Annotated in this window: 24 protein-coding genes; 17 read left to right on the plus strand and 7 right to left on the minus strand. The window is 72.1% G+C overall.

The annotated features are described in order from the left end of the window. Nucleotide 1: 1 nt before the first annotated feature. The 5 genes from AB0F40_RS14030 (at nucleotide 2) to aroB (ending at nucleotide 5021) form a co-directional block, all read left to right on the plus strand. Nucleotides 2–1084, plus strand: a complete 1083-nt coding sequence (locus AB0F40_RS14030) for an endolytic transglycosylase MltG (protein ID WP_357468180.1) — start codon at nucleotides 2–4, stop codon at nucleotides 1082–1084. Nucleotides 1085–1086: 2 nt separating this feature from the next. Then, complete coding sequence (locus AB0F40_RS14035) at nucleotides 1087–1968, plus strand: shikimate dehydrogenase (RefSeq protein ID WP_357468183.1); 882 nt, start codon at nucleotides 1087–1089, stop codon at nucleotides 1966–1968. An 88-nt stretch (nucleotides 1969–2056) separates the two neighbouring features. After that, entirely contained in the window at nucleotides 2057–3298 is a 1242-nt protein-coding gene (gene aroC / locus AB0F40_RS14040) for a chorismate synthase (protein ID WP_357468186.1), read from the plus strand. Nucleotides 3299–3315: 17 nt separating this feature from the next. Next, nucleotides 3316–3867 (plus strand): shikimate kinase, encoded by a 552-nt coding sequence (locus tag AB0F40_RS14045; RefSeq protein WP_357468243.1) that lies wholly within the window; start codon nucleotides 3316–3318, stop codon nucleotides 3865–3867. Beyond that, nucleotides 3864–5021 carry a 3-dehydroquinate synthase gene (gene aroB, locus AB0F40_RS14050; protein ID WP_357468189.1) on the plus strand — a complete coding sequence of 386 codons (1158 nt, stop codon included), beginning with the start codon at nucleotides 3864–3866 and terminating at the stop codon, nucleotides 5019–5021. The genes AB0F40_RS14045 and aroB overlap by 4 nt, the downstream gene beginning before the upstream one ends. 14 nt (nucleotides 5022–5035) lie before the next feature. Here aroB and AB0F40_RS14055 read toward each other — a convergent pair whose 3' ends face one another. Next, nucleotides 5036–5761, minus strand: a complete 726-nt coding sequence (locus AB0F40_RS14055; RefSeq protein WP_357468192.1) for a hypothetical protein — start codon at nucleotides 5759–5761, stop codon at nucleotides 5036–5038. Nucleotides 5762–5929: 168 nt separating this feature from the next. Between AB0F40_RS14055 and AB0F40_RS14060 the strand changes: the two genes are divergently transcribed. After that, the gene (locus AB0F40_RS14060; RefSeq protein WP_357468195.1) at nucleotides 5930–6715 is read left to right on the plus strand and encodes an excalibur calcium-binding domain-containing protein; all 786 of its coding nucleotides are present in this window, start codon (nucleotides 5930–5932) and stop codon (nucleotides 6713–6715) included. A gap of 38 nt (nucleotides 6716–6753) precedes the next feature. Here the strand turns inward: AB0F40_RS14060 and AB0F40_RS14065 are convergent, their stop codons facing one another. Both AB0F40_RS14065 and AB0F40_RS14070 read right to left on the minus strand, forming a co-directional pair. Next, on the minus strand, nucleotides 6754–7527 hold the full coding sequence (locus tag AB0F40_RS14065) for a glycerophosphodiester phosphodiesterase (RefSeq protein ID WP_357468198.1): 774 nt from the start codon (nucleotides 7525–7527) through the stop codon (nucleotides 6754–6756). Between the two features lie 48 nt (nucleotides 7528–7575). Further along, the gene (locus AB0F40_RS14070) at nucleotides 7576–8586 is read right to left on the minus strand and encodes an alpha/beta fold hydrolase (protein ID WP_357468201.1); all 1011 of its coding nucleotides are present in this window, start codon (nucleotides 8584–8586) and stop codon (nucleotides 7576–7578) included. A 99-nt stretch (nucleotides 8587–8685) separates the two neighbouring features. On the opposite strand from AB0F40_RS14070, the gene AB0F40_RS14075 reads away from it, so the two are divergent. Next, on the plus strand, nucleotides 8686–10101 hold the full coding sequence (locus AB0F40_RS14075; protein WP_357468204.1) for an alpha-hydroxy-acid oxidizing protein: 1416 nt from the start codon (nucleotides 8686–8688) through the stop codon (nucleotides 10099–10101). After that, on the plus strand, nucleotides 10098–11507 hold the full coding sequence (locus AB0F40_RS14080; RefSeq protein ID WP_357468206.1) for an MFS transporter: 1410 nt from the start codon (nucleotides 10098–10100) through the stop codon (nucleotides 11505–11507). The genes AB0F40_RS14075 and AB0F40_RS14080 overlap by 4 nt, the downstream gene beginning before the upstream one ends. A 32-nt stretch (nucleotides 11508–11539) precedes the next feature. On the opposite strand, the gene AB0F40_RS14085 is transcribed toward AB0F40_RS14080, so the two are convergent. Further along, on the minus strand, nucleotides 11540–12586 hold the full coding sequence (locus AB0F40_RS14085) for a sigma-70 family RNA polymerase sigma factor (protein ID WP_357468208.1): 1047 nt from the start codon (nucleotides 12584–12586) through the stop codon (nucleotides 11540–11542). A 129-nt stretch (nucleotides 12587–12715) separates the two neighbouring features. Between AB0F40_RS14085 and AB0F40_RS14090 the strand changes: the two genes are divergently transcribed. Beyond that, nucleotides 12716–13084, plus strand: coding sequence for a YrdB family protein (locus AB0F40_RS14090; protein WP_357468210.1), 369 nt, complete (start codon nucleotides 12716–12718; stop codon nucleotides 13082–13084). Nucleotides 13085–13154: 70 nt separating this feature from the next. Here the strand turns inward: AB0F40_RS14090 and AB0F40_RS14095 are convergent, their stop codons facing one another. After that, nucleotides 13155–14357 carry a zinc-binding dehydrogenase gene (locus AB0F40_RS14095; RefSeq protein ID WP_357468212.1) on the minus strand — a complete coding sequence of 401 codons (1203 nt, stop codon included), beginning with the start codon at nucleotides 14355–14357 and terminating at the stop codon, nucleotides 13155–13157. A 112-nt stretch (nucleotides 14358–14469) separates the two neighbouring features. Between AB0F40_RS14095 and soxR the strand changes: the two genes are divergently transcribed. Continuing rightward, entirely contained in the window at nucleotides 14470–14958 is a 489-nt protein-coding gene (gene soxR, locus AB0F40_RS14100) for a redox-sensitive transcriptional activator SoxR (RefSeq protein ID WP_357468214.1), read from the plus strand. Between the two features lie 85 nt (nucleotides 14959–15043). Then, nucleotides 15044–15517 carry a type II 3-dehydroquinate dehydratase gene (locus AB0F40_RS14105; RefSeq protein WP_357468216.1) on the plus strand — a complete coding sequence of 158 codons (474 nt, stop codon included), beginning with the start codon at nucleotides 15044–15046 and terminating at the stop codon, nucleotides 15515–15517. Nucleotides 15518–15546: 29 nt separating this feature from the next. On the opposite strand, the gene AB0F40_RS14110 is transcribed toward AB0F40_RS14105, so the two are convergent. Together AB0F40_RS14110 and AB0F40_RS14115 are read right to left on the minus strand one after the other, a co-directional pair. Beyond that, nucleotides 15547–16371, minus strand: coding sequence for a hypothetical protein (locus tag AB0F40_RS14110; protein ID WP_357468218.1), 825 nt, complete (start codon nucleotides 16369–16371; stop codon nucleotides 15547–15549). 7 nt (nucleotides 16372–16378) lie between these two features. After that, the gene (locus AB0F40_RS14115; protein ID WP_357468220.1) at nucleotides 16379–17032 is read right to left on the minus strand and encodes a hypothetical protein; all 654 of its coding nucleotides are present in this window, start codon (nucleotides 17030–17032) and stop codon (nucleotides 16379–16381) included. 49 nt (nucleotides 17033–17081) lie between these two features. Between AB0F40_RS14115 and AB0F40_RS14120 the strand changes: the two genes are divergently transcribed. The 6 genes from AB0F40_RS14120 to AB0F40_RS14145 all read left to right on the plus strand — a co-directional run bounded on the left by AB0F40_RS14120 (nucleotide 17082) and on the right by AB0F40_RS14145 (nucleotide 19541). Further along, nucleotides 17082–17207 carry a hypothetical protein gene (locus tag AB0F40_RS14120; protein ID WP_357468223.1) on the plus strand — a complete coding sequence of 42 codons (126 nt, stop codon included), beginning with the start codon at nucleotides 17082–17084 and terminating at the stop codon, nucleotides 17205–17207. Between the two features lie 127 nt (nucleotides 17208–17334). Continuing rightward, a complete protein-coding gene (gene efp, locus AB0F40_RS14125) occupies nucleotides 17335–17898 on the plus strand; it encodes an elongation factor P (RefSeq protein ID WP_357468226.1) in 564 nt (187 codons plus the stop codon). Nucleotides 17899–17952: 54 nt separating this feature from the next. After that, entirely contained in the window at nucleotides 17953–18369 is a 417-nt protein-coding gene (nusB, locus tag AB0F40_RS14130) for a transcription antitermination factor NusB (protein WP_357468229.1), read from the plus strand. Nucleotides 18370–18394: 25 nt separating this feature from the next. Further along, nucleotides 18395–18601 carry a hypothetical protein gene (locus AB0F40_RS14135; RefSeq protein WP_357468231.1) on the plus strand — a complete coding sequence of 69 codons (207 nt, stop codon included), beginning with the start codon at nucleotides 18395–18397 and terminating at the stop codon, nucleotides 18599–18601. 125 nt (nucleotides 18602–18726) lie between these two features. Then, complete coding sequence (locus AB0F40_RS14140; RefSeq protein ID WP_357468234.1) at nucleotides 18727–19200, plus strand: SRPBCC domain-containing protein; 474 nt, start codon at nucleotides 18727–18729, stop codon at nucleotides 19198–19200. After that, complete coding sequence (locus tag AB0F40_RS14145) at nucleotides 19194–19541, plus strand: metalloregulator ArsR/SmtB family transcription factor (protein WP_357468237.1); 348 nt, start codon at nucleotides 19194–19196, stop codon at nucleotides 19539–19541. The genes AB0F40_RS14140 and AB0F40_RS14145 overlap by 7 nt, the downstream gene beginning before the upstream one ends. The last annotated feature ends 116 nt before the right edge of the window (nucleotides 19542–19657 follow it).

Genomic DNA, 19657 nt, shown 5'->3' on the forward strand with positions numbered 1-19657 from the left:
CGTGCACACCAGCCGGCGCGACAGGCGGTCGAACAGGCGGTCGAAGCGGTCACGTCGCCCGCTGATCATCGCGGCGGTGGTCGTCCTGGTGCTTCTCGGCGCGCTCGGCGCGTGGACCGTGAAGAACGACGGCTACCTCTTCGGCCTCCGCACGCCGCTGGCCCCTGCCGACTACGAGGGCACGGGCGGCGAGCCGGTCACGGTCGAGGTTCCCTCGGGCAACGGCTACACGATCGGCGTGGAGCTCGCCGAGCAGGACGTGGTCGCCAGCGCCGAGGCTTTCGCGCACGCCTTCGGCTCCAACCCGGACGCCGCGGCGATCCAGCCGGGCACCCGCGAGATGCGGCTCCGGATGAGCGCGGCGTCCGCCGTCGAGCTCCTGGCGCAGAACGAGGTGGACCGGAGCGGCCTGACGATCGTCGAGGGCCACACGGTCGAGCAGATCCAGCAGACGATGGTCGAGGCGGGCTGGGCCGAGGAGGAGGTCAAGGCAGCCATCGCCGACCCCGAGGCCCTCGGCCTGCCGAAGGAGGCCGGGGGAGAGCTCGAGGGGTGGCTGGCCGCCAGCACCTATGACGCCACGCCCGACACGATGAGCGCGGTCGACGTGCTGCGGCAGGCGGTCGCGGAGACCGTCGCGGAGCTGGACCAGCTGAAGGTGCCTGCTGACGAGCGCAACGAGGTCATCATCAAGGCGTCGCTGGTCGAGCGTGAGGCACCGGACGAGTACCGGGGCGAGGTCGCCCGGGTGATCGAGAACCGCCTCGCGGCCGACGAGCCGCTGGGTCTGGACGCCATCGACTCCTACGGGCGCAAGAAGCCCTCGCACGAGATCACGACGGAGGAGTTCCAGGACGAGTCGTTCCCCTATGCCTCGCGCGTGGTCGCCGGCCTTCCGCCGACCGCCATCGGGGCGCCGGGCAGGGAGTCGGTCGAGGCCGTCCTGAACCCGCCGGAAGGGCCATGGGTGTGGTACGTGACGGTCAACCTGGACTCCCAGGAGACGAAGTTCACGGACAGCTACGACGAGTTCCTGGCCTTCAAGGACGAGTACCAGACCTGGGCAGCGGAGAACGGCTACTGATCATGCGCACCACGACAATCCGCCGGGCCGCCGTGCTCGGCCACCCCGTCGCCCACTCCCTGTCCCCGGTGCTGCACACGGCGGCCTACCGGGCGCTGGGGCTGGACGGCTGGGAGTACGGCGTCCACGACGTCACGGAGGACACCCTGCCCGGGTTCCTGCGGGGCCTGGACGAGCACTGGGCGGGCCTGAGCCTGACCATGCCCCTCAAGCACGCGATCATCGGGCTGCTGGACCACGTGGAGCCCCTCGCCGAGGCGGTGGGCGCCGTGAACACCGTGCTGTTCTCCGTGGCGGGCGGCGCGGGCCGTGGCGGGGTGACCACGATGGGCACCAACACCGACGTGCACGGCATCGTCGCGGCGCTGCGTGAGGGCCTCGGCACCCGCCGGGTGACGGACGCCGTGATCCTGGGCGGGGGAGCCACCGCGGCGTCGGCCCTCGCGGCGGTCGCTGAGCTCGGCTGTGCCTCGCCGCGGGTCTTCGTCCGGTCCCTGGACCGGATCGGGCCGCTGCGCGAGGCCGTGGCGAGGATGGGCGTGAGCCCGTCGTTCGAGGTGTTCGACGAGCGCGCGACGACGTCGGCCCTGGCTACCGCGGACGCCGTCGTCTCCACGACGCCGAAGTACGCGGCCGACGTGTGGGCGCCCTTGCTGACCGGCCTGTCGACAGGCTCGGGGGAGAAGCCCCGCGGCGTGCTGCTCGACGTCGTCTACGACCCGAGGCCCACCGTGCTGCAGTCCGCGTGGGCGGCCCTGGGGGCCGACGCAGTGGGCGGGGAACGCATGCTGCTGCACCAGGCCGCCGAGCAGGTGCGGCTGATGACGGGACGCCCGGCGCCGCTGGGTGCGATGGACGAGGCGCTGCGAGCGGCGCTCGGCTGAGCCGATACCCGCGGGGTCTGACGGCATGGGTCCGACGGTCTGTGGACAGCGGGCGCCGGGTGGGTCACCCGCGTGAAACAATCGCGGCATGCTGCGTTGGTTGACATCGGGTGAGTCGCACGGTCCTGCCCTGGTAGGGGTGATGGAAGGTCTGCCCGCTGGGGTGGAGCTGACGACGGAGGACATACAGGGTGCGCTCGCCCGCCGCCGCCTCGGTTACGGCCGGGGTGCGCGCATGAAGTTCGAGCAGGACCAGGTGCGGGTCCTCGGCGGTCTGCGCCACGGGATCACGCAGGGCGGTCCGCTCGCGATCGAGATCGCCAACACGGAGTGGCCCAAGTGGACCGACGTGATGTCGGCCGACCCGGTGCCGCCCGAGGCGCTCCTGGTCGACGCGGGGACCGGTGACGAGCGCGAGGTGGCCCGCAACCGGCCGCTGACGCGCCCCCGCCCCGGGCACGCCGACCTGGTGGGCATGCGCAAGTACGGCTTCGCGGACGCCCGGCCCGTGCTGGAGCGGGCCTCGGCACGTGAGACGGCGGCCCGTGTGGCCCTCGGCGTCGCAGCCGCGAAGTTCCTGGAGCAGGCCCTCGGCATCCGCCTGGTGTCGCACGTGGTCGCCATCGGCGAGGCCGAGGCGCCCGACGACGCCGCGCTGCCGACCCCCGACGACGTCGCCGCGCTCGACGCCGATCCGGTGCGCTGCTTCGACGCCGCGTCCTCGAAGCTCATGGTCGAGGAGATCGACCTGGCCAAGAAGGACGGCGACACCCTCGGTGGGGTCGTCGAGGTCCTCGCCTACGGCGTGCCGTCCGGCCTGGGTACCTACGTGCAGGGTGATCGCAGGCTCGACGCGCGCCTCGCCGCCGCTCTGATGGGCATCCAGGCGATCAAGGGCGTCGAGGTCGGCGACGGCTTCCGCACCGCGCGTCGGCGCGGCACGGCCGCGCACGACGAGATCGTGCGCGACGGCGGCGGGGAGGGCACCGTGGTCGGCCCGGGCAGGATCCGCCGCACGACCAACCGCGCCGGTGGCATCGAGGGCGGCATGTCGAACGGTGAGATCGTGCGCGTGCGCGCCGCGATGAAGCCGATCTCGACGGTGCCGCGCGCCCTGCCGACCGTGGACGTCGCCACGGGTGAGCCCGTCGTGGCGCACCATCAGCGGTCCGACGTGTGCGCGGTGCCGCCGGCCGCCGTCGTCGCCGAGGCGATGGTCGCGCTCACGCTGGCCGAGGCCGCGGTCGAGAAGTTCGGCGGTGACTCGGTCGCCGAGGTCCGCCGCAACCTTGACGCGTACGTCGCCGCGATCCCGGAGCTGCTGCAGTGAGCGGGCCCGTCGCGGTGATGATCGGACCGCCCGGGTCCGGCAAGTCGAAGGTGGGTCGCATCCTCGCGGCAGGCCTCGGCGTCACCGTCCGGGACACCGACGCGGACATCGAGGCGGCCGCGGGCAAGCCCGTCAGCGAGATCTTCGTGGACGACGGCGAGCCCCGGTTCCGCGAGCTCGAACGCGACGCGGTGCTGGCGGCACTCGCCGAGCACGACGGCGTGCTGTCCCTCGGTGGCGGCGCGATCATGAACCCGGTGACGCAGGACGCGCTCGAGAGGTACGCGGCTGACGGTGGCCACGTCGTCTTCCTGGACGTGCCGCTCGCGATCGCCGCTCAGCGCGTCGGCATGAACCAGGCGCGGCCGCTGCTGCTGGGCAACCCGCGCGCGCAGTGGCAGAAGCTGATGACGCAGCGGCGGCCCACCTATGAGCGGCTCGCGACCCTGACCATCGTGTCGAGCGAGCGGCCCGGCGAGCGGGTGGCGGCCGAGATCATCGAGGCCCTGGGCCTCGCTGCGCCGGCCGGCGAGCTGGTGGACCCCAAGATCAAGGAGAGCACCACGTGAGCACCGACAGCGCCCCCACACGGATCACCGTGCGCGGAGACGCCCCCTACGACGTCGTCATCGGCCGGCACCTGCTGGGTGAGCTGCCGTCGCTGGTGGGCGCGGCCCGCAAGGTCATGGTGATCCACCCGGCCGCGCTGTCCGCGACCGCCGACACGATCGCCGAGGACCTGAAGGCCGGCGGCTACGAGGCGTTCGTGGCCGAGGTCCCCGACGCCGAGGAGGCCAAGACGCCCCAGGTCGCGGCCTTCCTGTGGGGTCTGCTGGGTCAGCTCGACTTCACGCGCTCGGACGCGGTCGTCGGCGTCGGCGGAGGAGCGACCACCGACCTGGCGGGATTCGTGGCCGCCACCTGGCTGCGCGGGATCCGCGTGGTGCACGTGCCGACCACGCTGCTCGCGATGGTCGACGCCGCGGTCGGCGGCAAGACGGGCATCAACACGTCCGAGGGCAAGAACCTCGTGGGCGCGTTCCACCCGCCGGCCGGGGTGCTGTGCGACCTGGCGGCGCTCGGCTCACTCGACAAGTGGGACCTCGTGGCGGGCCTCGCGGAGGTCGTCAAGACCGGCTTCATCGCAGACCCGGTCATCCTGGACCTGGTCGAGGCGCACGTCGACGACCTGCGGGGCTGGGCGGGCGCTGACGCGTCCGACGAGACCTGGGCCGTCGTGGCCGAGCTCGTCGAGCGTTCCGTCCGGGTCAAGGCCCAGGTGGTCGGCGAGGACCTCAAGGAGGCCGGCCTGCGCGAGATCCTCAACTACGGGCACACGCTGGGTCACGCGATCGAGCTGGCCGAGCGCTACCAGTGGCGCCACGGCGCCGCGGTGAGCGTCGGCATGGTCTTCGCGGCGGAGCTCGCCCGGATGGCCGGCAAGCTGTCCGACGACGTCGCCGACCGGCACCGGGCACTGCTGTCCTCGCTCGGGCTACCGGTGCACTACCGGGGCGACCGCTGGGACCAGCTGCTCGCGGCCATGCGCCGCGACAAGAAGACGCGCGGCGACCTGCTGCGGTTCGTGGTGCTGGACGACGTGGCCAAGCCGGTCCGCCTGGAGGGCCCCGACCCGACGCTCCTGGCCGCCGCCTACGCGGAGGTCTCCAAGGAGCCCCCGGCCAAGGGCCCGGGCACGCCGGTCACGCTCACGCTGGGCTGAGGGGCGCGGGCTCGTCAGCCGACGCCGGAGATGGGCATGACCGGCCCGCTGACCTCGACGGAGATCGGTACGTCGGTGCGGCCGAGTGCGGTGGCGATGTCGTGGCCGACGTCGTCGAGGGACTGCCCGGCGGGCAGCTCCTCGATGGTGAGCCGGAGACCTGAACCGTCGTTCTCGGCGCCGCCGGTCGTGACCCGGATGTCGGGTACCAGCCCGGGCCGCATCGCCTCCCGCACGAGCTCCTGCAGCACCGCGGGGCGGAACGCCGCAGCCTGGACGACGACGCGCAGCTTCGCGGGGGCGGCGTCGATCTGGTCCTGAAGGATGGCGCTCGGGTCGCCGAACCACGTGATCGTGACGGTGGCGCGGTCCTCGGAGATCGCGACGGTGCCGAAGTCCGGGTCGTCCCGCACCGCGGTCTGGAGGTTGGCGATCCAGTCGGACGTCGCGGCATCGACCGGGGCGTACTGAAGCTCTTCCGGGCCCAGGCGTTCTTCGATGTCCGGGACCAGGATGCGTTCGGTCGGGACGGTGCCGTCCGGGACCAGCGGCGGTGCCAACGACAGCGAGGGCGTCGCGAACGGCAGCAGGGGCGCGGAGTCGTGCGCCGTGGCGGCGAACACGACGCCCGCCGAGGCGACACCGACAGCGACCGTCACGGCGGCGAGCAGCACGGTGCGCCGGCCGCGTCGCGACGTGCGCTGTCCAGGGTCGTCGGTGTTGCCGTCTGGACTGCTCACCACCTCATTCTCGACGGGCCCTCCACCCGTGCGCAACCACCTGAACGCGGCACGTCGAGGGTGATCTTGTCCCCTTTTGAGCGCTGTAGCGGCGGATGAGGCTTACGGTCCGTGGACAGGGGGAACCAGCGCACGGCCCGTTCGTGCGCCGACCGAGAGGTAGCCCACGTGCGCAAGGTCTACAACCTCCCACCCGGTTGGCCCGCTCCGCCCATCGACTGGAACCCCGACGCGTCGTGGAAGCCGGACCCGGGAAGGATGCCCCCGGGATGGCAGCTCTGGGTCGACGTACCGGACACGGCGATGATCGGCAGTGACGCCGTCGTCGTCGACGTCCCTGACGAGGCGGCGGGGAGACCGGACCGCCGCAAGCCGCTGCGGGTCCTCGGCACGGTCGTGACGGGCGTGGTCGCCCTCCTCGTCGTCCTCCTCGTCGGTGTCGGCATCGGTGTCGGGGGCGGGGACCAGGGCGGTGCGGAGATCGAGGCGGCCGAGGCGTCGGCGTCCGCTGCCGTGACCGACGCCGAGTCCGCGGCTGCGGCGGCCCGGTCCGAGATCAAGACGCTCACTGGTGCTCAGAAGACGCTCGAGACCGACCAGGCCGAGCTCGCGGAGGACGCGAAGGACCTCAAGGCCAGGGAGTCCGCCGTCGCCCAGAAGGAGGACAAGGTGACGGGCCGTGAGGAGGCGGTCAAGACCGCCGAGAACGAGGTCGGGACGAGGGAGTCGGAGGTCGATGAACGCGAGGCGGCGGTGGAGGCGGCCGAGGCCGCAGCCCTCGCCGGAGCCGGGGGCGGGGGATCCTCGGACGACGGCGCCGCGGACACGGGCGGCACGGAGTACTACGACAACTGTGACGCGGCGCGGGCTGCCGGCGCCGCGCCCGTGTATAGCGGGGACCCTGGTTACGGCTCGCACCTGGACCGGGACGGTGACGGCGTGGGCTGTGAGTGACGGCCGGCACTGCAGCGCGGTCACCCCCGAGCGCGCAGCTACTCCCAGAGGCCCCGCTCGACCAGGAGGTCCTTGAGCAGGTCGGCACGGTCGGTGACCAGGCCGTCGACGCCCTGGTCGATGAGCACGTCCATCTCGTCCGGGTCGTTGATGGTCCAGACGTGCATCTTCTTGCCGAGCGCGTGCGCGGCCTCGATCGACGCGGCGTCGACCACCGTGACGGACTTCTCGCGCACCGGGACCTGCAGCGCGTCGACGTCGTGCAGGGCGCGGCGGGCCAAGGGCCGTGCGTGGAGCCGTACCCCGGCGAGGAACGTCCTGACCGCGGCGCGCCCGGCCGACGTCGCGACGGGTCGGGACAGCCGGTCGACCGTCCCGCGGCGCAGGACGGCTTCGAAGGAGGTGACGCACACGCGGTCCCAGGACGCCGTCCGCTCGATCGCCCTGGCCACGGCCCCAACACCGGAGACGTGCTTGACGTCGATGTTGACCCGCAGCCCTGGCCAGCCGGCCAGCAGGTCCTCGAGGAGCGGGACGGGCTCCCGGCCGGCGATGCGGGCCTCGCGGACCTCGGACCAGGGCAGCTCGGCGACGAGGCCCGTGCCGTCGGTGGTGCGGTCGAGCGACTCGTCGTGCAGGGCGACGGCCACGCCGTCGGACGTGCCGTGCGCGTCCGTCTCGACGTACCGGTAGCCGAGGTCGACGGCGGCGCCGAACGCCGCCAACGAGTTCTCCAGCCCCTCGGTGCCGGCCGAAGCGTGTGCGAACCCGCGATGGGCGAGGGCTTGGAACGGCCCCTCGAAATAGGTCACTGGCTGTCCCTCATGTCTCGGTGCTGCGTCCTGGTCTGCTCATCGGTACTACGTCGCGTCGCGGGCACCGACGGCGGCGCCCACCCGGGTGCTCGTCCATTCCAACATGCCGTCGAGATAGGCCTCGCGCGGTCCGTCGGCCGACAGCGTCAGGTCGTGGACGCCGCCCGGGACGACGAGCTCGGTGACGTCGTGGCCGAGGCACGGCACGAGCGCGGCCATCTGCCGCACGTCGAGCACGGTGTCCTGCGCGTCGAGCAGCGGGTTGTCGAGCGTGTCGGGACCGGACGAGCCGGACCGGGCGAGCAGCACGGGACACGCGATGTCCAGCCCCGCGGCGACCCGCGCCTGCCCGCGCCGCACGGCGACGAACCAGCCGACACGGCTCGGCACGCCCTCGGGCCGCTTGAGCGTGGTGTCGAACGTCCAGCGCCCGCCGTTCGCGGCGAGCAGGTGCTCCGCGTACCGGGACGGGCCGTCGCTGACGACGGCGGTCGCCGCGAGATGACCGACGGTGTCCAGCACCCGCGTCCCGAAGGTGCGTTTCCAGTGCGGTGCCTGCAGGTCCAGGAACGGCGAGTCGAGCACCAGCACGTCAGGCCCGGCGTCGGCCCCCGCGGCGTTGCGGTGGGCGTGCGCCCACAGCGCTCCGGTGAGCCCGCCCGTGGAGTGCGCGTGCACGACGAGCGGCAGCCCCGGCTCCAGGACGCGCACCGTCCGGGCGGCGGCCGCGATGTCGGTGGCCTGCTCGCGTAGGTCCATCACGAAGTGCGGGATCTGGTCGGGCTGCAGCGACCGTCCTGCCGCCCGCAGGTCGACGGCGTAGAACGCGTAGCCGGCCGCCGCGAACGCGCGGGCCAGGTGCGCCTGGAAGAAGTAGTCGTTGTAGCCGTGCACATGGACGACGGCGGCGTGCGGCTCGGGAGCGTCGGCCGGCCGCGGGTAGCGCACCAGCGTCGCGGGTCCCAGCGGGGTCTCCTCGAACGGTTCACCGAGCAGGCGGTCGGTGCGCCAGCCGTGCGTGACCTGCTGCGACTCGGGCAGGGGCGGTACGGGCACGAGTGGATCGTAGCCCGGTCCGGTGCTGTCGTGCGGCACGACGAGCCGGTCCCGGGGACCTCCGGAGCCGGACGACGCGCGCGTGACAAGATGTCCGGCATGCGAAATATCGGCCGAACGGTGCAGTCGTCGATCTACCGCAACGGGGTCTACGGCCACCGGCCGGTCGTCCCCACCAGCCCCGACGCGCTCGCCGACGCCGCCAGACGGCGGATGACCCGCGCCGCCTGGTCCTACGTCGCCGGGGGCGCCGGGGCGCAGCGCACCGTCACGGCCAACCGGGAGGCGTTCGGCCGCTACCCGATCGTGCCGCGGCAGATGGTCGACGTGGGGGAGCGGTCGCTGGCCACCACCCTGCTCGGACGCGACCTCCCGGCACCCCTGCTGTTCGCGCCCGTCGGCGCGCTGGAGCTCGCCGTACAGCACCAGCTCGCCCGCGGAGGCCGAGGTGCCGCACCACGCAACGCCGAGCCCGTGCTCGCCCGCGCCGCCCGCGACCTGGGCCTGCCTGTCGTCATCTCCTCCCAGGCATCCACGCCCATGGAGGACACCGCCGCGACGCTCGGCGGCAGCCCGCGCTGGTTCCAGCTCTACTGGTCGTCCGACGACGCCCTGGTCGAGTCGTTCATCACCCGCGCGGAGACCAGCGGCTGCGAAGCGCTGGTCGTCACCCTCGACACCCACGTGCTCGGCTGGCGCACCATGGACCTCGACCTCGGCTACCTGCCCTTCGCCCGCGCCGAGGGCATCGCCCAGTACCTGAGCGACCCAGCGTTCCAGCAGCTCGTCGAGGCACGCGCCCGCGGGGCGGCGCCGTCGGCCCCTGGAACGTCCGCCCGGCCCACCGTCGCCGCCGTCCACTCCCTGCTGTCCATGGCCGCCCACCACCCCGGCCCCACGCTGCGCAACCTCACCCAGCCTTACGCCCGCGCCGCCGTCGAGACCTTCCTCGACGTCTTCTCCCGCTCCACCCTCACCTGGGCCGACCTCGCCTGGCTGCGCGAACGCACCACCCTGCCCATCCTCGTCAAGGGCATCCAGCACCCCGACGACGCCCGCGCCGCCCTCGACCACGGGGCCGACGGCATCATCGTCTCCAACCACGGCGGACGGCAGGTCGACAACGCCGTCGCGTCCCTCGACACCCTGGGCCCCGTCGTCGACGCCGTCCGCGCGCACCCGGGCGCCGGGCCACGCACCGGGGCGACCGTCCCCGTCCTGTTCGACTCCGGCATCCGCACCGGCGCCGACGTCTTCACCGCGCTCGCCCTCGGCGCCGACGCCGTCCTCCTGGGCCGCCCCTGGGTCTACGGCCTCGCCCTCGCGGGAGCCGACGGCGTCCGCGCCGTCACCGAGCACGTCCTGGCCGAGCTCGACCTCACGATGGCGCTCGCGGGTGTCGCGGAGACCGGGCAGATCGGGCGGCACAACCTCGCCGTCGGCGGGTGGTCGGTATGGGATCGTGACCGGCCCAGCACCCATGATTCACGCGACGCGGGCAGACTGCGGCCATGACCGACGCCCCCCACCGACCTGACACACCGGACTCCGGCTCGACGAGCGCTCCGCCGCCGCCGACGACAGGCCTGGAGCTGCGGGACGGCGTGCGGATCCCACGCCGCCAGATCTTCTCGTGGGCGCTGTGGGACTGGGGGACGCAGCCGTTCAACACGGTGATCCTCACGTTCGTGTTCACCGTGGGGTACCTGCTCACGGAGTCGTTCCTGGATCCCGAGCTGGCGGCGCTCGGCGAGGGCGACCCGGCCCGAGATCGCGGCCTCGCCGAGCTGGCCAGTGGTCTCGGTCTGTGGACCACCCTCGCCGGAGTGCTCGTCGCGCTGCTCGCCCCCGTGCTGGGCCAGCGGGCCGACGCCTCCGGCCGGCGCAAGGCGTGGCTCGGCGGCGCCACCGGCGGCATGGTGCTGTGCATGCTCGCGCTGTGGTTCGTCGAGGCGGACCCCGCTTACTTCGTGTTCGGTGCGATAGTGATCGGCCTGGGCAGCGTGCTCAGCGAGATCGCGGGCGTCAACTACAACGCCATGATGGTCTCGGTCGCCACGCCGAAGACCGTAGGCAAGGTCTCCGGTCTCGGCTGGGGCCTCGGTTATGTCGGCGGCATCCTCGTGCTGGTGCTCGTGGTGATCGCTACGGGCGCGGACTGGTGGGGTATGCCCACCGACAACGGTCTCAGCTTCCGCGTCATCGCGGTGGGCTGTGCGCTCTGGGCGCTGGTGTTCGTCTGGCCGATCTTCGCGTTCGTGCCCGAGCTGCCGCCCACCAAGGGCCGGCCCAAGGTCGGGTTCTTCGCCAGCTACGGGGTTCTCTACCGGGACATCAAAGGGCTGTGGCGCAACGCCCGGCGCACGTTCTGGTTCCTGCTGGCCAGCGCAGTGTTCCGCGACGGGCTCAGCGGCGTCTTCGCGTTCGGTGCGGCCATCGGCACGCTGAGCTTCGGGTTCAGCTTCGATCAGGTGGTGATCTTCGGCATCGCCGCCAACCTCGTGGCCGGCATCAGTACCATCCTCGTCGGACGCGCCGACGACCGCTTCGGGCCGCGGTCGGTCATCCTCACCACGCTCAGCGTGATCGTGGTCGCCGGCCTCGCGGTCGTTTTCCTGCGCGACCTCGGCCCCGTCGTCTACTGGGTGGGCGGACTGATCCTGTCGGCGTGCGTCGGCCCGGCACAGGCCGCGTCCCGGTCCTACCTCGCCCGCGTGACGCCGGCGGGCAGGGAGTCCGAGATCTTCGGGCTCTACGCGACCACGGGCCGTGCGACGTCCTGGATGTCCCACGGACTGTGGACCATCCTCATCGCCGTGACGGGAGCGACCATCTGGGGCACCCTCGGCATCGTCGCAGTGGTCCTCCTCGGTCTCGTCCTGATGTGGTTCGTCCAGGAGGCCCCCGTAGCCGACGGGTGAGCGCCGCCGGGGGCAGTCCGGGCGGCGCCGCCCTAGCGCGCCGGCCGGCGCCGCCCGGGGCCCCGCAACCACGCCTGGATCCGGTCCAGGTCGGCCAACGGCCCCAGGTGCCCTAGCTTCTCCGGGTTGACCACACCCCGGATCGCCGCGAGCCTCCCGTCGGACACCTCGAACGCCCAGGTGCCGATCAGGCCACCACCCATGGTCTCGTCCGCCATGATGAGCAGACCCGGCTCACCACCGACCAGGGCCCGCTCGAAGCGCACCGGGCCCCCGCGGCGCACGAAGCCAGCGAGCAGCCGGGCCACCGGCACCCGTCCAGAGACCGGGCGAGCGATCGACATCCCCTGCGGCACGTTCCCGCCGCTGTCACCGGTGAGCACGACATCCTCGGCCAGCACCGCCAGGAACGAGTCCACCGCACCGTCCTCGCACGCCGCCAGGAACCTGGTCACGAGCTCGTCGGCCCGCACCCGCCTGGACCGCCCGGACGCGGACGGCCCGCTCCCGACAGCACCGCGCCGGCGCGCGATCCGCCGCCGGGCCCGCGACGCCAGCTGCCGCGCCGCCACCTCGCTCGTACCGATCACCTCGGCCGCCTCACCGTGCGGAAAACCCAGCACATCGTGCAGCAAGAACGCCGCACGCTCCGCCGGGGTCAGCGTCTCCAGCAGCACGAGGAACGCCGTCGACAGATCATCGGCCAGCTCCGCGTGCGCCGCGGCGTCCGCCAGCGGGGCCGCCATCGCGACCGGCACGTTCGACTGCACCGGACCGACCAACGGCTCCGGCAGCCACTCACCCACGTACGACTCCCGCCGCACCCGCGCCGAACGCAGCACATCGATGGCGATCCGCGTCGTCACAGTGGTCACGAACGCGTCCGGGTTGCGCACACCCTCCGCCTGCGAGAGCCGCGTCAGCGCCTCCTGCACCACGTCCTCCGCCTCGGCCACGCTGCCGAGCATCCGATAGGCCACCGTGAACGCCAGAGGACGCAACCGCTCCAGCGCAGGGCCATCGAGCAGGGACCGGCCGTCCCCTGCGCTGCTCCCCGGTGAGCCCTCGGTCTCCGCCACATGGACATGCTCTCGCGTCATACACCTCTGACGAACCCCGAGCCCCAGACGTGACACCAGCAGCCGTCCCGGCAGAACCATCCCGACAAACCGCTGTACGCTCCCCGCCGGCCTCCGTACCCTGCGCTCGTGAGAACAACCGCGCTCCTGCTGCGCTTCCTCCTCGAGCTCGCCCTCATCGCGACCGCCGCCTACCTCGGCTGGACCCTGGCCGACGGCGGCTGGCCGGGCACCCTGCTCGCCCTCCTCGCCCCAGCCGCGGTCATCACCCTCTGGGCCACCTACCTCTCACCCAAGGCCCACATCACGATCTCGCCCCCCGCCCGCGTCGCGCTCGAGACCCTGCTCTTCGGCGGTGCCGGCTACCTGCTCTGGCAGGCCGGCGCCCCGACGACGGGGACGGCGCTCGCGGCGGTGTGGGTGCTCGACCGGGTGGTGCTCGCGCTGACGGCCGGCGCGCCGAGCGCCCTGGAGCCGGGCCGACCGGCCGGCCCGTAGCGACCCCAACCCACGGCACGCCATCGACGGCGTGTCGCGTGCCGTGCGTAGGGGTCGGCCGTCAGCCCGGTCACACCAGCACCACCTTGCCGGTGGTCCGGCGCTCCTCGAGCTCGCGGTGGGCCCGGGCGGCGTCGGCGAACGGTACGCGGTGCGTCACCACCCGCCACCGGCCCGACGCCGCCCGGGCCAGCGCGCGCTCCTGGTACGGGCGCTGGTCGGGCATCGGGGGAGCGTCGGGCCCGACGGCGTAGCGCACCTCGACGGTCGACCCGATCCGGTCGGCGCCCGCCCAGGACGTGTAGCGGTTGGGTGCTCCGGAGGCCCAGCCGTACGTGACGAGCCGCGGTGTCGCCGGCGCGGTGCCGTCGCCGCTGCCGAGGTCACGGTCGCTGACGTTGCCGGAGCTGCTGAGCGGGGTGTCGCCGGGTGCCGTGTCGCCCTGCGCCGTGCCGCCGGCAGGCTCGCCGGTCGTGCCGCTCCGCCGGTCCAGCAGCGCGGTGGCGGCCGTGCCGAGGTCTCCGCCCACGCCGTCGAGCACCAGCGTCGCGGGGGATCCCGCGAGGGCCGCGCGTGCGGAGCCGACCCACTCGGGGTCGGTGTAGTCGACGAGCGTGAGATGGCTGGGGCCGGCGTCCGACCGGGTGCCAGCCGCGCCGTCCGTCCGGGTATCACGCAGAGCGTCGGGCAGCAGCTCCCGGAGGAGCTCCAGCTTGGCCTCACCGCCCGCGAGCGCGACGACGCGCGCGCCGGCGCTCAGCGCCTCCTGAACAAAAAGTGTGCCAAGCCCGCCGGCAGCGGCCGTCACCACGACGACGTCGGCGGCGGTCACCGCCGCGATGTCGAGCGTGTAGACCGCCATCCGGCCCGTGCCGATCATGGCTATCGCGTCGGCCGGGTCGAGGGGAGCACCGGTGGCGCGGTCGGGGATTGCGTGCAGCTTGTCGGCGCCGACGACGACGCGTCGGGCGTACCCGCCGCCGTCGGGCACGGCGCCGAGGTGGGCGGCCACCGACCGCCCGATCCACGAGGCGTCCACCCCGGCGCCGACGACGGCGACCGTGCCCGCGATCTCGCGGCCGGGCACGGTCGGGAGGCTCGGCAGGGGGAGCGGGGGGCCGCTCTCGCCGCGGCGGACGGTCGTGTCGACGAGGTGCACGCCGTGCGCGACCGCGTCGACGAGCACGTGGCCCGGGCCGGGGACGGGGTCCGGGACCTGCTCGAGGGTGAGTACCTCTGGTGGGCCGAAGGAGTGGTGTCTGATGGCGTCCATGCCGTCATCCTTTAACCTGAACCAAAGTTGAGGTCAACCATGACCTGCTCCGGCCGGTCGTCCCGAGTGGCGACGGCCGTCGGGAGCGCTCGAGAGCCGCAGGAGGCAGCACGTGGAAGCAGTCAGCCCCAACGTCCCGTGGGACCGCGGCGAGCTCACCGTAGGCGATCTCGCCGCCCGGAGCGGAGTGTCCGTGTCCGCGTTGCACTTCTACGAGCGCAAAGGGCTGATAGCGAGCCGGCGCACGTCGGGCAACCAGCGGCGGTATCGGCGCGAGACGCTGCGCCGCGTGGCGTTCATCCGGGTGTCGCAGCGCGTCGGGATCCCGCTCGCGGACATCGGTGCGGCGCTCGACACCCTCCCCGGCGACCGCACGCCCACCGCGAAGGACTGGCGACGCATCTCGCAGGCGTGGCACGACGACCTCGACGCGCGGATCGAGCAGCTGTCGCGGCTGCGCGACCATCTGACCGACTGCATCGGTTGCGGGTGCCTCTCGCTGCGCCGGTGTGCGCTGACCAACCCGCACGACGAGCTCGCCGAGGCCGGCCCGGGCCCACGGACGCTGCTGGTCGAAGGGCTGGGCCCGGACCTGGCGTGAGTGTCGGTGGACGCGACCGAGGCCGACACGACAGGCTCTGACGGGTGCACGGCGGCAGGGGTCCGGGCCCAGTAGGCTCGCGGCCATGGCTTCTGCACTGCCCCGTGTCCTGGTGCTCAACGGACCCAACCTCGGCCGGCTCGGCGTCCGCGAGCCCGAGATCTACGGTCACGCCTCCATGGCAGACCTGGAGGTCGCCGCCGCGAAGTGGGGTGCGGAGCTCGGCCTGGAGGTCGAGGTGCGGCAGACGGACGGCGAGGCCGAGATTGTCGGCTGGCTCCACGAGGCCGTCGACGCCGGTGCCCACGTCGTGCTCAACCCGGCGGCGTTCACCCACTACTCCTACGCCCTGCGTGACGCCGCCGCCCAGGTCGCCACGGCGCACCTCCAGCTCGTCGAGGTGCACCTCTCCAACCCGGCGACCAGGGAGTCGTTCCGGCACTACTCCGTGGTGGCAGGAGTCGCGACGGGCACCGTGGCCGGGTTCGGGTTCGACTCGTACCGGCTGGCGCTGTCGGCGATCGCGCTTCAGCTGACTCAAGAGAAGCCACGGTCTTAAGCCCTAAGCAGTTCAGCTCCTGACTTAACTCACTCCCAGACGAGCATCGCCAGGCCGAGCCCACCGAGGGCGAGGAGCCAGCTTGCGAAACTACCGATGAGAAAATACTCGGTGACGGGATTGGGCCCGTGGTCGACCGGTGCGGTGGGGAGCTCCGTGTCGGCGCCCTTCTCGGAGGCCTCGGCGCCTGCGGCCTGGATGATGATCGGCGGGGGCCCGCTGGAGCCCCGGGACTCGCTCGCGGCCAGCTCGGGGAAGCGGAGCAAGCCCTTTGCGCCCACGACGACCGCTGCGGCCGTCAGGTTGCCCGCGAGCCCGAGCCCGACGATGAAGAGTCGCTCCATCGGCCCGAGCACACGCCCGCTTCGCAGGCGGGCCGAACCTTCCTTGCTGGGAACATTGACGGCCTCCAGGATGAGTCGCACGAGCAGGTTTGCAGTGGCGACCTGGAAGAGCGCGATACCACCCACGAGGATCACGCGCGAGACAGGAATCTCCGACAGAGGGCCGGGAACCCAGCTCGGCCAGGCGGTGTGCACGGGATCCCCGAAGAGGAGTGCGACGACGATGCCCAGGCTGACGGCTGAGAAGGCGATCGCCAAGCCCGGTGTCTCCCCGATCGCACGTGCGATCGCGCCGTCGTGGGCCCAGATGGCGAGCAGTACGGCGAGCGGTACGCCAACGCTCAGCCCGGTGGCCACCGGGACGCCGCCGGCGGCCAGCAAGGCGCCCAGGGTGACAAGACCGGCGGCCAGCGCGGTGTAACGGCGGGCTGGGGAGACACGCCCTTGGCTGGTGTCGCGGATCGCATCCGTCACGCCCAGCGCTGCGAGGAATGCTCCGAGGACTGCCATCCGTGCATCACGCCTTTCCGAACAGGATCTGCGCGTCGCGAATGGCGCTCACGCCCTTCGCGAACGCCTGGCTCACGGCCGATGGGGAGATGCCCTCCCGCTCCGCGATGACCTTCTGGGGCTCGCCGTGGAGTGTGCAGAGAAGCATCCGCCGTTGGCGGTGGTTGAGTGTATCGACGAGGCCGTCCCGTGCAACGAGGAAGGCATTGACGGCCGGCGGCCGGGGCCACTCGACGTCCGGGGGGCCGACATACCTCGTGCCAGACTTCTTACCGAGCGAATCGATCGCATCGCGGGCCGCGTGCCAACCGGGTCCGTCCTGGCGAATCGGCTGCGTCTCGAGCTCGAACACCCTGACGTCGCCCTTGCCGATCCCGAAACGCATGGTGACCAGCTCGGGTGCCGGCTCGTCGGAGGGATCGGGTGGGGCTGACGGGTGAGCTAGCCGATCGAGCTCGAGCCGGATCAACAAGGTCGCGAGTGCCGCGTCGGCGACAGTCTCGAACCCTCCTTGGATCTCGTCGCCGAAGGTCGGCTCGAGCCGCTGTGCGAGATGCATGGCGCTGCTGACCCGAAGGAGCGTGGTGACGACCGCCTGCTGCGCCCGCGCCCGGTCCTCCAGGGAGCGGGAGCCGACGATATCGCCGATGACGGTAAACACCAGTCAAGGATATACCTTAACTGTTATCCACATAAGGCCTACGCTTAATGTGGCTGACATCTCGGTGCAGAAGCACGCCCACATTCGGCGAGCGCTGACGTTCTACCCGGTGTCCGTGATCCTGATGGTCGTCGCCGCGGCGATCGGCGTCGTCGTCCGTACCGGCGCGGGGTAGGCAGGCGTGCCTGTCGTCGTCCGTTAGACTTGACCGCTGCTGCTTGACACCTTCGCATGATCACCCCAGCCGCCGGCTCCCCGTCGGCGTGCCCTGGGTACACCTTCACCGACACAGGAAGACGAACGTGGCTACCTCCAACGACATCAAGAACGGCACCGTGCTCCGGATCGACGGCAACCTCTGGTCGGTCATCGAATTCCAGCATGTCAAGCCGGGCAAGGGTGGCGCGTTCGTCCGAACGAAGATGAAGAACGTGCTGTCCGGCAAGGTCGTCGACAAGACGTTCAACGCCGGCATCAAGGTCGAGACGGCCAACGTCGACCGCCGCGACTTCCAGTACCTGTACATGGACGGCGAGGACTTCGTCTTCATGGACACCGACACGTACGACCAGATCAACGTGCCCGCCGCGACCGTCGGCGAGGCGAAGGACTACATGCTTGAGGGCATGAACGTCATGCTCGCCTCGAACGACGGCACGCCGCTCTACATCGAGCTCCCGACGTCCGTGGTCCTCGAGATCACGTACACGGAGCCGGGCCTCCAGGGCGACCGCTCTACCGGTGGCACGAAGCCGGCGACCCTCGAGACGGGCGCGGAGATCCAGGTCCCGCTGTTCCTCGAGCAGGGCGTCCGGGTCAAGGTGGACACCCGTACGGGTGACTACCTCGGCCGCGTCACGGACTGACGCACAGCAGCCCCAGCAGGTTTCGTAGCAGACATTTCGGAGCAGAGAGAGACCATGGGCGCACGCACCAAGGCGCGCAAGCGCGCCGCCGACATCCTCTTCGAGGCGGAGCAGCGGGGCATCGACCCGTTGAAGCTCCTCGCCGACCGCGTGGCCCGTCCGCACACCGAGGCGGCCGTGCCGCAGTACACGGTCGACATCGTCGAGGGTGTGGTCGCCAACCGCGACCGCATCGACGAGGTGCTGGAGACCTACTCGCAGGGCTGGACCCTCCAGCGCATGCCCGCGGTCGACCGCGCGCTGCTGCGGATCGGCTCCTGGGAGGTTCTCTTCAACGACGAGGTGCCCGACGCCGTCGCGCTGGACGAGGCGGTCGACCTCGCCGGCGACCTCTCGACGGACGACTCGCCGGCTTTCGTGAACGGCCTGCTCGGCCGGGTCAAGGATCTGAAGCCGACCCTGCTGGCCTGACGACCGGCGCGAGCCGGCAACACGCGTGAGCACCGGTCCCGGCGCTGAACGGTTCGACGAGCGACGTCTGCTCGTCGCCCTGTTCGGCGCCGGGACCGCTGCGTTCGCGCAGCTCTACGCCCCGCAGTCCGTCCTGCCCGACGCCGCCCGCGACCTCGCGACGCCGGCCTCCGCGACGGCGCTGCTCGTCTCCGCCGCGACCCTCGGCCTGGCCGTCGGCGTGCTGCCGTAGGCGTGGGTGTCCGACTGGCTCGGCGGCGTCGGCTTCGGTGCAATCCAACGGTTGCACAGAGCCCCATCCGTGGTGCATGATCGACGTGCAACCAATCCATTGCACATCACTCCAGCGGAGGAACCATGACCACCACGCAGCCCGGCGCGACCGTCGATCTCGACGCACGATCCGTCACCCGCACCGTCCGGGTGGCCGCCCGACCGGAGGCGGTCTGGCGGGTGCTCTCCGAGCCCGAGCACGTCGCGGGCTGGTTCGGGGACGAGTGCGAGACCGACGACGGCGGTCCGCTCGTCGTCGGTACCAAGGGTCGGCTGCACTTCGAGGGCTACGGCTGGTCGGTGTTCGAGGTCACCCGGGCCGAGCCGGGCCGGCTGCTCGCCTATCGCTGGGGCCAGTCGGCCGACGAGCCCGGGCGCATGACCGAGGCCGAGTTCACCCTGCGGCCCGACGGCGACGGCACGTACCTCACGGTGCACGAGACCGGCTTCAGCGGCGACACCGACGACGCCGTGCGTGCCGCCCTGGACGGCAACCGTGCGGGCTGGGACGGCGAGCTGGACGAGCTGGTCGCGTACGTCGAGTCGCGCGCGTGGTGAGCTCGGGCGCCTCGGCAGGCTCGCCCGTCGCGGCCTTCGCCGCCCTCGCGGACGAGACCCGCTGGACGGTGCTGGAGACGCTCGCGCAGGACGACGGCGCGGCCGGCCTGACGGCGTCGGTCCTGGCGGATCGCCTGCCGGTCACGCGGCAGGCGATCGCGAAGCACCTGGCGGTGCTCGAGACGGCAGGGCTGGTCGAGTCGCGGACGGTGGGCCGCGAGCGCCGGTACCGAGCCCTGGGTGCCGAGCTGACGGCGCTGGGCCGGCGCCTGGAGCGCATCGGAAACGCGTGGGAGGCCCGCCTGACCCGCATCGCGCGGATAGCGGAAACCCTCACATGACCGTCGAGGTCGGCAGTTCGCATCGAGGTCGGCACAGGCCTGGACATACCTCGACCTCGGATACGCGGTCACCGCCCACCGTGCCCAGGGCCTGACCGTGGACTCCTCCCACGTCC

It is taken from the genome of Promicromonospora sp. NPDC023987 (assembly GCF_040639055.1).
In the GTDB taxonomy this organism is placed as follows: domain Bacteria; phylum Actinomycetota; class Actinomycetes; order Actinomycetales; family Cellulomonadaceae; genus Promicromonospora.

What these genes read in the sequence shown, in the direction of transcription:
- aroC (WP_357468186.1), top strand. Translation starts at nt 2,057, where the DNA reads ATGCTGCGTTGGTTGACATCGGGTGAGTCGCACGGTCCTGCCCTGGTA.
- AB0F40_RS14075 (WP_357468204.1), top strand. Translation starts at nt 8,686, where the DNA reads ATGCGAAATATCGGCCGAACGGTGCAGTCGTCGATCTACCGCAACGGG.
- AB0F40_RS14045 (WP_357468243.1), top strand. Translation starts at nt 3,316, where the DNA reads ATGATCGGACCGCCCGGGTCCGGCAAGTCGAAGGTGGGTCGCATCCTC.
- AB0F40_RS14140 (WP_357468234.1), top strand. Translation starts at nt 18,727, where the DNA reads ATGACCACCACGCAGCCCGGCGCGACCGTCGATCTCGACGCACGATCC.
- AB0F40_RS14095 (WP_357468212.1), bottom strand. Translation starts at nt 14,357, where the DNA reads ATGGACGCCATCAGACACCACTCCTTCGGCCCACCAGAGGTACTCACC.
- AB0F40_RS14035 (WP_357468183.1), top strand. Translation starts at nt 1,087, where the DNA reads ATGCGCACCACGACAATCCGCCGGGCCGCCGTGCTCGGCCACCCCGTC.
- AB0F40_RS14105 (WP_357468216.1), top strand. Translation starts at nt 15,044, where the DNA reads ATGGCTTCTGCACTGCCCCGTGTCCTGGTGCTCAACGGACCCAACCTC.
- nusB (WP_357468229.1), top strand. Translation starts at nt 17,953, where the DNA reads ATGGGCGCACGCACCAAGGCGCGCAAGCGCGCCGCCGACATCCTCTTC.
- AB0F40_RS14110 (WP_357468218.1), bottom strand. Translation starts at nt 16,371, where the DNA reads ATGGCAGTCCTCGGAGCATTCCTCGCAGCGCTGGGCGTGACGGATGCG.
- AB0F40_RS14080 (WP_357468206.1), top strand. Translation starts at nt 10,098, where the DNA reads ATGACCGACGCCCCCCACCGACCTGACACACCGGACTCCGGCTCGACG.